Genomic DNA, 13,289 nt, shown 5'->3' with positions numbered 1-13,289 from the left:
AGTAATTTTTTATACTAGCTAAACTAGGTTGGAATTATAATAAATGATGTTCCCGTTCATCAAAATTGGTTTGAGGTACAATATGAAGAGGTTTTTGATAATCGCCCTAACCTTTGGTATTATGGTGAAGGGAATTGGTTTGAGTTGAAGGTAGATAATATTCTGAATATTTACCATACAGGAGAAATAAGTAAATTGGATTTTAAAGGTTTAAAAGAAGTTAGCTATGTATATCATGATAAAAATGGTGGTAAACATAATTTAGGAACATTTGATGTTGTTAAAGCTCAAAAATGGAAGAAGGGCTCTTCAATTTACAAAAAAGAGTGGAAAAAAATCAAAGTAGGAAAAGATGTCAGATATTATAAATACGATATAGGAAAAGTACCATTAATTAAATTGAAATTACCTATTTCTTATGATAAAAATGGTATTAAGATTACACTTAAAGATAATACGGATAGAGAATATATAAATCCTGAAGCTTATGCTTGTTTATTGGGAGCGTTAGCAGAAAATGATTATAAAGATGTCGCTATAAATGGCTTTACTTCAAAAGATGGTACGGGAGCTCCAAGCGTATCACATTATAACGGTATTGCTGGAGATTTTCGATATTTAAGAAAAGACAAAAGAAATACAGCTTTACATATAAATACAAGCCCTAATGATTTAGATGTTGATAGAACAGAGAAGTTTATTGATGCCTTAATTAAATTTGGCTGGAGTAGTTTTTATAGTTATGATATTATATTAAACAAAAAAACTTTTAGACTTAAAGAGAGTCATACTACTCATTTAGCTCATCATCATCATCATTTACACCTTCGTAAAGAAAATTTTAATCCAAATTATAAATAATTATGAAAAACAATTTTATTTTCTTGTTTTCTTGTTTTCTTGCTCTCTTGTTTTCTTGTAAAGAAAAAAAATCAGAAAAGAATATAGCAAAAAAACAGAAAAATGATAGTTTATTTATTCCGAAATATGCAATAGCAAAACCTAATTATCAATCTATATTTCCTAAAAAAATAAATAAGAAATTAATTGGAGATTATAAAAGTACTCAACTAAAATTAAAAAAAGGTTTTCTTGAAGATCCTTTAGATGACAATAGTGATGTATATGGACATCCTGATTATGATTATGATGGTTTAACCACTTGGGTTTCATCTAAAAATTCAAGAGAAGAAATAGGTTTTCATGCTAAAAAAATATCTAAATACTATGGTTTTTATTACGAAAACAATAAATTATTGTTAGTAACAGAAACATTTGAAGATATTAAAGATTCATTATTTTTTAATAACGATAAGATATTCTTATGGAAAAACACAAATAATTTATTTGTAACAGACAGTATTTTTTTAGATGCTAAAAGCAAATATATAAAGAGGTTAGACAAAGAAATAAGGAAAATTAAAAACTCTGGCTTCACTGAGTATATAGATAGATATATTTATAAAAAAGACTCCTTATCATCTTTCGTAATTGGTAATTTAAAATAGGTATTGTTAAATGAGTATAGGTTTAGCATAAATTTTAAACATTTAAATCGCTTGTTATAAGGTTAGTTTTTAAAACTGATTACATAAAATTATCTTGAATTAACAATAGCTAAAATAAATAGAAAAATTAGTCTAAGAAATTATTAAGTAAATTACAGAAAACGCCTTTTTATATAGCTATGGATGCCGAGCCCGTTCATCAAAATTGGTTTGAGGTACAATATGAAGAGGTTTTTGATAATCGCCCTAATCTTTGGTATTATGGTGAAGGGAATTGGTTTGAGTTAAGAGCTACTCAAAAATTAAATTTACCTACTTTTTATATATATGATAATGGAAAAATAGAAAAACGAATTCCTAAAACCATAGAAGAAAAATACAAAAAGAAATATCAGTATTTATTTATTGACAAGAAAAAAAATGAACATGACTTAGGTATTTTTAAATATAAAACCATAAAAAATAAATATGGAGCACTATACGGAGGTAAAACAGTAGATTTAATAAATATTGATCAATTAGAAAATTATAAAAGCGATGATGGTAAAACTAAATTCGAAATAAAAATAAATTCATCTAGAAAATATCTAAATAGTAAAACTCTGGCTAGTTTACTTGGAGCAATGTTATCTTGTGGCTATAAAGACTTTGTTTTTAATGGGTTTAGTCATTCTAATGGAGGCTCTAAACCTAGTGTAAGTCATAAAAATGGATATAATGGAGATTTTAGATATTTAAGGGATAATAAAAAAGGAGGAAAAACAGACCTTTCTGTTGACAATAAATCGATAGGATGGAAAGGGTTAGACGAAATAAGGCAAAACAAGTTTCATGATGAATTATTTAAATTTGGATGGAAAAGCATGATTTCTCAATATTATGGAGAGAGAAATGAAAAAGGGGAATCTACCAAGCTGTTAAATCACTGTAAAAACGATAAGAAAAACAATCACAATGACCATCTACATATTCAATCTTATAAACCCGATTATACAGAAGTAAAAGAATGAAATACTTATTATCAATAATTTCATTGACCGTAATGTTCCTTTCAGCGTGTAAATCGCAAAACTCTGAAAAGAAAATTAGCGTTTATGAATCTATAATTAGCAAAAACGAATTTGATAACAACAATGCATTATCACGATTTCAATTAGAGAAAAAAAATAAAAATGATACGATTACCAATTTATTTTTAAATAATGGAGAAACTATTTTTTTCAAAGATAATTTAGGAACCCCCTATGACGAAAACAGCATCCAATACCGCAAAGTCCAAAGTAAAAAAGCTACTAAGTTTATAATAAGCGTTCAAGAATATGAAAGGGATTATTTTCTTCTACTAGATAAAGACGATAAAAGTATTGATACAATACCAAGCTATCCTTACTTTTCTAAAGACAAAAACATCATATTTGTAGTTGATTATAATCCTTATGAAACATATAACGATATTTTCCCTCCATCGGAAGATGTGTACATATATAAGTATGTAAAAAAACAATTGCAAAAAGTATATTTTAAACCATATCATTTTTTTTCAGATACCTATCTAGAAAGCTTTTTTTGGAAAGATCAAAATATTTTGTATCTAAAATTTATTAGCGAAAAAGACAGAAAAAAAGCGAAGTATATATCATTAACCATTTTATCTCAATAAGGTAAAAGTAATGCGCTCAATGCAGCTGATTTTAAAGATCATGCCATTGCTAAAATCACCTTACAATACAGACCAACAAGAAAACAAACAATATAAAGACGCCTTAAACAAAGCCGAAGGAAAAACCAGTCCTTTTTATATAGCTATGGATGCCGAGCCTGTTCATCAAAATTGGTTTGAGGTACAATAAACTTACCCCCCTAAAAAAACTCTATCCTCTCCAAATACCATGATAAAAATCCCATTCCCCTCATAAAAAAACGGATGATTATTTTAACTTAAAAACATAACCCATTGATTTTCAATAGAAATCTGTACAAACTTTTTAGAACGCGTTCCAAACCTTGTACAAAAAACGAAGTTGAAATCTTGTACAGCGTTTTTACGAGGGAAAAAAACACTGTACAAAAAACGAAGTTGAAATCTTGTACAGCGTTTTTACGAGGGAAAAAAACACTGTACAAAAAACGAAGTTGAAATCTTGTACAGCGTTTTTACGAGAGTGGAGTGTCTACATTTGTTGAGACGAATTAATTGAGTCCATAAATAGTATATTTGAATTATGGCAAAAAAGTATGATAATGATTTTAAAGTAATGCTAGTAGAGCTTTTAAAATCAGGAAGAAAAGCAAAATCTCTTAGTGAAGAATACGGTGTTAATGACGGAGTCATAAGACGTTGGAAACGTGAGTATGAAGCTAAATCTGGAGATTTCTCTAAGAAACGTGAGTTATCGGTAGAAGCGCAAGAATTAAAAGCACTAAAGAAAGAACTTAGAGAGGTTAAGTTAGAACGCGATATATTAAAAAAGGCAGTGAGCATCTTCTCCAAGAGCGACAAATGAGATATAAATTCATTTTAAAAAATGTAAGTGTATATCCTGTTGAGAAGATGTGTAAATGTATGAAAGTTAGCAAAAATGCTTATTACTATTGGTTAAAACACAAGGATGTAATAAAAATACTACCCTCTAAGGTTTTACTCAAAAAGAGAATTAAATTTCATTTCGAACAAAGTAGAGAAATTTACGGAAGCTATCGTATTCAAAAAATGTTGGAAAGAGAAGGTTTAGTTTATGCACGTTCTTACATTGGGCTACTAATGAAAGAACTAGGACTAAAAAGTATTCTAAAAAGGAAATATGTAGCAACTACTAATTCCAATCATAATTTATCGATTGCTAAAAACGAATTAGATAGAAATTTTACAAGTTTAAAATTAGGAGAAAAATGGGTTTCTGATATTACTTATATACGTGTAAATGATCATTGGAATTATTTGACAACAATAATAGATTTAGCAGATAAAAGGGTAGTTGGATGGTCTTTAAGTAAAGATATGACCACTGAAAATACAATAATGAAGGCGTGGAATTTAGCAAGTAATAATAGAGCTATTACAAATAAGTTTATCTTTCATTCAGACAGAGGAGTGCAGTATGCTTCTAATAAAATAACTAACTTATTTTCTTTTAATAGAAAAATAACACAGAGTATGAGTAGAAAGGGAAACTGTTGGGATAATGCAGTAGCTGAATCCTTTTTTAAGACAATTAAACACGAATGGTTATACCGTTTTAAATATAGTTCTTATAAACAATTATTCAGCAGTATTGAAGATTACATAAATTGGTATAATAACGAAAGACTTCACTCTAGCCTAGGGTATATTTCCCCTTTAGAAATGGAAGTCAAAATAAGAATGAATTTTAACAAAGCGGCTTGATCAAATTAGTCCCAAATTTATTAGGTAGTCCAAGAGAAAAAAACACTGTACAAAAAACGAAGTTGGAATCTTGTACAGCGTTTTTACGAGGGAAAAAAACACTGTACAAAAAATGACGTTGAAATCTTGTACAAACTTTTTAGAGAGGGGCAAAAAATTGTACAAAAAAAGGAATCCAAAAGCAAAAGATCCTTCTTAAAATAGGAAGGATAGCTATAACAACGAGAGGCTACTAAAAACTTCAATAAAAAACAGACAATAACCAAAATAGATGCTATAAAAAAAGTCCTACACGAAGCAGGACTCAAGAATTTCTTCTACGGCATATAGCCTTATTGTGATAAGAATTAAAGATTAGAGTAATTTTTTTCACAGTTCAAATATAATAAAAAAAGCTTGTTAAGCCCCCAAACAATTTTTATTTTTATAAGAAATTAAAAGCTATTAAAACAATGTCAACAATACTTGGATTAGACTTAGGTACCAACTCCATTGGTTGGGCTTTAATAAACAACACAACCTCAAAAATAATAGGAGTAGGAAGTAGGGTATTTTCAGAAGGGGTAGTAGATTTAGGAGGCGGAGAAGGAAAAGAAATGTCAAAAAATGCTAGCAGAACAGTAGCAAGAGGAGTCAGAAGACAATTGTTTAGACGCAGGTTACGCAAGCGGTACCTATTAAAAGAATTGGCCAAACACCAACTATGCCCCATAGCCCCAGAGGCCTTAGAAAATTGGAATCAAACCACTGTTTTTGACACCGAAGTTTTAAAAAAATGGTTTCAACTTAATCCGTATGAATTAAGAGCCAAAGCTATTAAAGCACCTATTTCTTTGCATGAAATAGGACGCATATTTTATCATATGATACAGCGCAGAGGTTTTTTGAGCAATAGCAGAAGCGCAGGAGCAGCAACCAAAGAAACTAGTGCTATTTTTAAAGGCGATTTAAAACAAGAGAAAGTAGGGATCGCTAGTACTCAACAAAGCATAGCCCAAAGCATCACTTTAGGAAGTTACTTGCATACAATACAACCTAAAGAGCACGCCCCATATGTAAAAAAAGTAGCACGTATAAGAAATAGATATACTACTAGGCAAATGTATATAGACGAATTTGAAATGATTTGGGAATTTCAAAAACAATTTCATGCAGTATTAACCAACTCTCTAAAAACCCATTTGGGAGGACGAAAAAAAGACGGCTATAAAAAAGATGGTATCCTGTTTCATCAAAGGCCATTACGCTCTCAAAAACATCTAGTAGGCAACTGTACCTTGGAACCTAAAAAAACAAAAGCCAGCATAAGTTCCATTCCCTTTGAGTATTTTAGAATATACCAATGGATAAATACATTGGCATGCGATTTTAACGGAAACCACCATCCCATTAGCCAAAAAGAGCGCCATCAAATAATAACACTATTACTATCAGCAGAAAAAGTAGCATTTAAAAAAATACGAAAAGCCATAGGAAAAACAGAAAAAGAATACCAGTTCAATTATAAAGATGACGCTATTATTTATGGTACACACACCATTAGTAACTTATCAAATAAGAAGTTTTTTGGCAAGCAATGGTTCAACTTTACTCAGGAAGAGCAAGAAAATATTTGGCACATATTGTCTTTTTTTGACGATCGTGAAAAATTAAAAAACTATGCCATGACCCATTGGCAATTTACAGAAGAAAAAGCCATTAAAATTTCAAAATTCAATTTAAAAGAAGGTTATGCCAACCTAAGTAGAAAAGCCATTAACGGAATTTTACCTTTTTTAAAAGAAGGCTTTATGTATGATGTAGCAGTAGCATTGGCAGGGGTTAAAAATGCTTTAGGTAACACTTGGCAAACACACCAAGAATTTGTAAAAAACAATGTGCCTGAAATAGTACGTGCAAATATAAAAGGAGGCTATTTAGCACCCTTAAAAAAAATGTTAGCAGCAACCTTGGCCTGTACCCCCACGCAGCTCAAAAAGTTATACCACCATAGTAGTGCTATAAAAGCTACTACTATAGCACCAAAATTACCAGTAGGAGATATTGCTGATAAAGAAATACAAAAAATAAAAAACCCAATCGTAATCAAAGCCCTTTTTGAAGTCAGAAAACTGGTAAACGAGCTAATAACTACCTACGGAAAACCTGACGAAATAAAGATAGAATTGGCAAGAGATTTAAAAACATCAAAAAAAAATAGGTATGAAATAAGAAAACAACAACAATTTTTAGAAAAAGAAAATAACAGAATACAAAAAGAATTGGAAAATTTAGCACAACGAGCAACGCCAACCAATATATTAAAATACAAACTATGGGAAGAATGCAACCATACTTGCCCATATACCAATACAAAAATTCCTATTCATAAGCTTTTTACAGGCGAAATTCAAATAGAACACATTTACCCATGGAGCCGTTCATTAAATGATAGCTTTATGAATAAAACACTTTGTTATGCTAATGAAAATAGGGCGAAAAAAAATAAAACACCCTATGAATTTTATCATGATGAGCAAGGCGAAGAAAAATGGGCGCAAGTAAAACAACAGGCCTTAGCATGCTTTAAAAACAAATACCCGAATTATCCCAATGCTTACAATAAGTTTAAACATTTTGTGCAAAAGAAAAGAGAAGAAGACTTTGTAAGTCGTCAATTAAATGACACAAGATATATTAGCAAAGAAGCTAAAAATTACCTGTCTAAAATAAGCAATAACGTACTTGTAGCATCAGGGCAAGCAACCGCGGCACTACGCCACCATTGGGGATTAAATAGTATTTTAAATGAAGTAGAAAACGCAAAAACTAGGCATGACCATAGGCACCATGCTATAGATGCTTTGGTAATGGCTTGTATAACAGCGGGGCATGTACAAGCTCTAAGCCAGTGGAATAGGTACGACAGAAATTATGAACTAAAAGACTTTGCAATGCCTTGGCCATCTTTTAGAGTAGATGCAGCAGTAGCAATAACGGGCATTTTAGTATCTCATAAAAAAGAAAAAAAATTACTGACCGTAAGAAAACACACGGTTATAAAAAACGGACAGCCATATACCAATAAAGGAATAGCCGCAAGAGGCCTCTTGCACAAAGAGTCAGTGTACGGAAAAAGAAAAGCTCCTGGTAAAGAAGAAGCTTATCATATAAGAAAACCCATAGAAAGCATAACTACTGAAAAAAAATTAGAAAAAGTAGTAGATCCAACAATTAAAAATCTAATTTTTAAAAGAATACAAAAATTAGGAGGCTTTGTAAAAGGAAAAATACCATCAGAAACCTTTTACAAACTAGCAGAAAACGGACAAAGAGTGCCTCAAATTTTCTTACCCAATAAAAACGGAGCTCCTGTTCCTATTAAAAAAGTAAGAATAAGAGAGGTAATAGGAAAGGCAGTACCGTTAAAAAATACTGTCAACCAATATGTAAACCCCAAAAACAATCACCATATATTAATTTATAAAAATGCCAAAGGAATCATGGAAGAAGAAGTAGTTAGCTTTTGGGAAGCGGTAGAACGCAAAAAGCAAGAAATAGACGTGTTTAAAATGCCAAAAAAGGGGAAAGAAAAACTAGCAATACTCCAAAAAAATGATATGTTTGTACTTGGCTTAGACATAGAAACAGTTGAGGAAGCATGGCAAGATAACAGCCTGCTAAAAGAGCATTTATACAAAGTGCAAAAAATATCTAGCAAAGATTATAGTTTTAGAAAACATTCAGATGCAAGACCAGACGAAGCCGCAAAAAAAGAATATATTCGTATTACTAGTTTAGGAGAAGGAAAAAAAGGATGGAAAACAATGAACCCTATTAAGGTAAAACTAAATAGCATAGGAAAAATAGTAAAAGCATAGTGCTTATAGCATTAACGTTCTTTGAAATATATAAACATCTTTTGAACTATAAAAGATTAGAGATAACGATATTAACTTACATCTAAATATCCTTTCTGAACAGTTGTGGTTTGATAAAAGATTAGAGATAACGATATTTTTGTTATTAATAGAAACTAAGCTTAGTGTGTTGTGGTTTGATAAAAGATTAGAGATAACGATATTGGAAAAATCTTTCATACTTGAAACACCTTTGTTGTGGTTTGATAAAAGATTAGAGATAGCGATATTGATACCTTTCACGTTGATTTAGATGGTTTGGTTGTGGTTTGATAAAAGATTAGAGATAGCGATATTAAATTAAAAAACGTAAAATTAAGTGAATTAGTTGTGGTTTGATAAAAGATTAGAGATAACGATATTTTGCGTGTAATGTATAAAACCAACCACGAGGTTGTGGTTTGATAAAAGATTAGAGATAACGATATTAGGGTAAAGTCATGCAATTCGTCCGTTATAGTTGTGGTTTGATAAAAGATTAGAGATAACGATATTAGATAGCGGAGGAGCTTACTACATTACATAGTTGTGGTTTGATAAAAGATTAGAGATAACGATATTAATTTCTGAATTGAGCGTTTCCGTATAAGCGTTGTGGTTTGATAAAAGATTAGAGATAACGATATTCCACGAGGATAATTATATTTGGGGAGACACGTTGTGGTTTGATAAAAGATTAGAGATAACGATATTTTTCATATTTTATTGTTTAAACATGATTTAGTTGTGGTTTGATAAAAGATTAGAGATAACGATATTAAGAATTAATGGATTATGGTATTACCCGTAGTTGTGGTTTGATAAAAGATTAGAGATAACGATATTCATATTCGTACTCTTTGGTTTTTAACTCTTGTTGTGGTTTGATAAAAGATTAGAGATAACGATATTTAAATTTAATTAAAGAACGCCTAAGTACAGTTGTGGTTTGATAAAAGATTAGAGATAACGATATTTGATATACTTACTTTTTAAGTGGTTTTTTGTTGTGGTTTGATAAAAGATTAGAGATAACGATATTAGAAAAAAATGATTGTCTTAAACGGACGTAGTTGTGGTTTGATAAAAGATTAGAGATAACGATATTTATTTGAATATAGCTTTGTGTACCTAACCAGGTTGTGGTTTGATAAAAGATTAGAGATAACGATATTGGGAGGATTGAAAATATTAATCTTTTTAAGTTGTGGTTTGATAAAAGATTAGAGATAACGATATTAGAAGTTAAAGTAACAGTATTGAATACTTTGTTGTGGTTTGATAAAAGATTAGAGATAACGATATTAGAATTATAAGAAGGGAAGAGATTTAATGAGTTGTGGTTTGATAAAAGATTAGAGATAACGATATTATTAAACTTCTTGAAATTACAATTTTTTGGTTGTGGTTTGATAAAAGATTAGAGATAACGATATTCGTTTACCAAAAGCATTATAAACCTTGTTAGTTGTGGTTTGATAAAAGATTAGAGATAACGATATTGGTAGTGCGCAAAAATATGTTCCAGCGATTGTTGTGGTTTGATAAAAGATTAGAGATAACGATATTAGAAGTTAAAGTAACAGTATTGAACACCTTGTTGTGGTTTGATAAAAGATTAGAGATAACGATATTCGTTAGCGGCTTAGCGCTTGGTAACTATATAGTTAAGGTATTGTATCGTATTGTAAAAATGCTTCTTATAAAGATAGAAAGGCTTTATTTGAAGCATTTTTTTATTCCTATTGTATATTTTTCTTTTTATCAATAAATTGGTGGCAACTTTTTGTTTGGAAGCAAAAAAATAGTTTTTTTAACTAACATAGGCTTCGTTATGTTGTGATAAAAAGTTAAAATTAGCGTGTAATAAGACCAATTTGCAGGCATCAGAAAAAGTTGAAACCACTTTAATAAATAAGGTATTAAAACAATTCTAGTTGTAAAACAGGAGGAGGAGACGCTTCTTGGGCGTTACCCCAAAAATTCATCATATTTCCGTACTGCTTGTCTGTAATTCTTAAAATACTTATTCTTCCATAAGGAGGCAATACAGATTGTATTCTTTTTTCATGTACATCAGCACGTTCACTGCTAGCATAATGCCTAATATATATAGAAAATTGCATCATGGTAAAACCATTTTTTAAAAGCTGTTTACGAAATAACTGTGCATTTTTCCGATCTTTTTTAGTTGCTGTAGGCAAATCAAAAAAAACAAATAACCACATAACTCTATAAGCATTTAAATCCATAGCTTCGGATATTTTATTTTTCTAGTCTTTCCAGAAAAACATTGCTGTAAAGAGCTAGTTGTAACAGATAAAGCAACCATTAAAGGACGCTTTTTACCATCAAAATAAACCGTTTGTGTCAACGTTTCTAAAAGAGCCAATTTAATAGAAGGCGTTAAAAAAGTACCATCAAATTGCTCCATAATATCCAGCACCTTTTTATCAATTAAAGGTCGGTAAGGTTCCATAATATCATCCGCCAAACAAAAAGCATTGTATTTATGATGATGGTGAATCCCTAAAGTATTTAATAAACCACTACCAGAAAGCGCTCTAGCCACAGCAGCACGCAATACAGTATAACCATAATTTAAAAAAAGATTAGGAAAACAACCATTACGAGCCCGTTTAAAATCAAAATCAAACAAGTTTTTCCAATAATAAGCCGCCGCCACGGCTTCTCTATGATTACTATCACCACTTAACACTTTGGCAGCATAAAACAACAAAGGAGTATTGCCCTTGCCTATCTTTTGTAACAATATTGCTTGATTCGTAATTTTAGTCCTTATAATTTGCTGCCACAATTGTTTTTTTAAAGGCTCAGAAGCTGCTATTTGATTTTTAAAATGCACCTGTTGTATATGATGACTATCCAAATTTAAAAGCATACTTTGTGGCAAATGCTTATTGTTACAAAAAATAACAGCAATATTATAATCGCTCAATTTAGAAATAGTAGGCATGCTGATATAAACCTCCTGATGTTCTATAACCACAAAGCCAATATCTTCCATAGGAATAGATGTTTTGCGATGAGCAGTTGTAATTAATAATTGTTCATATTGAGTAGTCAAAGAACATTTGTTCGTAAAAAAAAGGGTTTTTCTAATCATAAGACGGTAATTATATTAAAAATAAAAAAGAAGTTTTTCATCGTTCAACAAGCATTTATAGCAGCGCAGTTATAGTATATGGATATTCAAAACTAATAACAAAGGAAGCAATCGTACCGATGGGTTTCCATAACCCCCTAAAAAAAAGATAAAAAAGTTTTATAAAATCTTGTACAGCGTTTTTACGAGGGAAAAAAACACTGTACAAAAAATGAAGTTGAAATCTTGTACAGTGTTTTTACGAGGGAAAAAAACGCTGTACAAAAAATGAAGTTAACATCTTGTACAGCGTTTTTACGAAGGAAAAAAACACTGTACAAAAAATGAAGTTGAAATCTTGTACAGTGTTTTTACGAGAGAAAAAAACGCTGTACAAAAAAGGAAACCTCCCAATTTATATAACTAAAAGAGGGGTGTTTAATTTTTTTAAAAAAAACAAAAAACAAATAAAATAAAGAATATTGTTACTTTGTTTTTGGTGCTACGTAATTGTACTTGCATAAGAATACGTAGTTATACGCTGTGAATCAAAAGCCGCTCATTTAAAACACACTAGCCTTTGTATTTTTATTTTTAGATTTTTGTTTTTTATTGTTTTTTTAAATACATTTGAAGAAGAAAAACTGTTATTAAAAAGTAAAAGAATGCCTATTGTTGCTAAATTATATATTGGAAATGTAGAAAGAATACTACAACATGTATTGGTAGAATACGAGCGCTATACTCGAAAAACAGGAAGACCAGCTACTGAAACTCTTGGCGGGTATGTTACTGTTTTTTTTACACCCAAAGGAGAGGAAGATCATATTTTAAAATGGATGTTTACACATAGAATGGAGGATAAAACGATTGCGTATCCTTATAACCTATATACTTTAAAAAATGCCGAAGTGGTATTTTATCAAGACGATTTTGATGGGCAAATCCTTTTTAAATATAAGTTAGTTGATTGCTTGCCTATTTATTATAAGGAGTACTTTGATGTACAAAGGGGAATGATTACTGAGCTAACCCTTTCTGCTGCTATACAATATTTTAAAAACCTACCTCCATTAATTAAATCTTGGAATGAGTCTTGGACTCCTAGGCACGAATACAAACCTCAAAGCATGGAGGATACGAGGCCTCGAATGAAGTGTTTTTATACGGACTTAGAAGGGAATACACAAGCCAACCCCACTACAGGAGAGGAAATATATGCAGTAGTAAGCACTCAAAATTTAATAGGACAAATCATAACTATTGACCTTAGCAATCATACCAAAGACTTTATATATAATGGTGAACGAATTGAAGATGATTGTATTAAAAACTTTCATATTACCGCCAATACCCATAAAATAAAGCTAAAAGTAGTCGCACAGCAAGAAGAAGCAATTAACGCTAAATAA

Annotated in this window: 10 protein-coding genes and 1 CRISPR repeat array; of the genes, 8 read left to right on the top strand and 2 right to left on the bottom strand. The window is 30.6% G+C overall.

Features of this window, described 5'->3' with window-relative positions:
• Positions 1-144: 144 nt before the first annotated feature.
• The 7 genes from MARIT_RS09530 (at position 145) to cas9 (ending at position 8,753) form a co-directional block, all read left to right on the top strand.
• On the top strand, positions 145-861 hold the full coding sequence (locus MARIT_RS09530; protein ID WP_100211388.1) for a hypothetical protein: 717 nt from the start codon (positions 145-147) through the stop codon (positions 859-861).
• Between the two features lie 2 nt (positions 862-863).
• On the top strand, positions 864-1,508 hold the full coding sequence (locus tag MARIT_RS09525) for a hypothetical protein (protein WP_100211387.1): 645 nt from the start codon (positions 864-866) through the stop codon (positions 1,506-1,508).
• A gap of 179 nt (positions 1,509-1,687) precedes the next feature.
• Entirely contained in the window at positions 1,688-2,518 is an 831-nt protein-coding gene (locus MARIT_RS09520; RefSeq protein WP_100211386.1) for a hypothetical protein, read from the top strand.
• Complete coding sequence (locus MARIT_RS09515; RefSeq protein WP_157926239.1) at positions 2,515-3,168, top strand: hypothetical protein; 654 nt, start codon at positions 2,515-2,517, stop codon at positions 3,166-3,168. Before MARIT_RS09520 ends, MARIT_RS09515 begins: the two co-directional genes overlap by 4 nt.
• 19 nt (positions 3,169-3,187) lie before the next feature.
• A complete protein-coding gene (locus MARIT_RS15505; protein ID WP_157926238.1) occupies positions 3,188-3,358 on the top strand; it encodes a hypothetical protein in 171 nt (56 codons plus the stop codon).
• Between the two features lie 372 nt (positions 3,359-3,730).
• A protein-coding gene (locus MARIT_RS09510; RefSeq protein ID WP_100211384.1) for an IS3 family transposase occupies positions 3,731-4,893 on the top strand; the annotation gives its coding sequence in 2 pieces (ribosomal slippage) (positions 3,731-3,971 and positions 3,971-4,893; 1,164 coding nt in all).
• A 452-nt stretch (positions 4,894-5,345) separates the two neighbouring features.
• Positions 5,346-8,753 carry a type II CRISPR RNA-guided endonuclease Cas9 gene (cas9, locus tag MARIT_RS09505; protein ID WP_100211383.1) on the top strand — a complete coding sequence of 1,136 codons (3,408 nt, stop codon included), beginning with the start codon at positions 5,346-5,348 and terminating at the stop codon, positions 8,751-8,753.
• A gap of 102 nt (positions 8,754-8,855) precedes the next feature.
• A CRISPR array of direct repeats spans positions 8,856-10,406; the repeat unit is 36 nt; unit sequence GTTGTGGTTTGATAAAAGATTAGAGATAACGATATT.
• Between the two features lie 287 nt (positions 10,407-10,693).
• Here cas9 and cas2 read toward each other — a convergent pair.
• On the bottom strand, positions 10,694-11,023 hold the full coding sequence (gene cas2, locus MARIT_RS09500; RefSeq protein ID WP_100211382.1) for a CRISPR-associated endonuclease Cas2: 330 nt from the start codon (positions 11,021-11,023) through the stop codon (positions 10,694-10,696).
• On the bottom strand, positions 11,014-11,898 hold the full coding sequence (cas1, locus tag MARIT_RS09495) for a type II CRISPR-associated endonuclease Cas1 (protein WP_024742460.1): 885 nt from the start codon (positions 11,896-11,898) through the stop codon (positions 11,014-11,016). The genes cas2 and cas1 overlap by 10 nt, the downstream gene beginning before the upstream one ends.
• A 644-nt stretch (positions 11,899-12,542) precedes the next feature.
• Here cas1 and tssD point away from each other — a divergent pair.
• Complete coding sequence (tssD, locus tag MARIT_RS09490; protein ID WP_136438668.1) at positions 12,543-13,289, top strand: type VI secretion system tube protein TssD; 747 nt, start codon at positions 12,543-12,545, stop codon at positions 13,287-13,289.

Source organism: Tenacibaculum maritimum NCIMB 2154, from assembly GCF_900119795.1.
GTDB lineage: Bacteria > Bacteroidota > Bacteroidia > Flavobacteriales > Flavobacteriaceae > Polaribacter > Polaribacter maritimus.
This window is presented reverse-complemented; position numbering and strand designations above follow the sequence as displayed.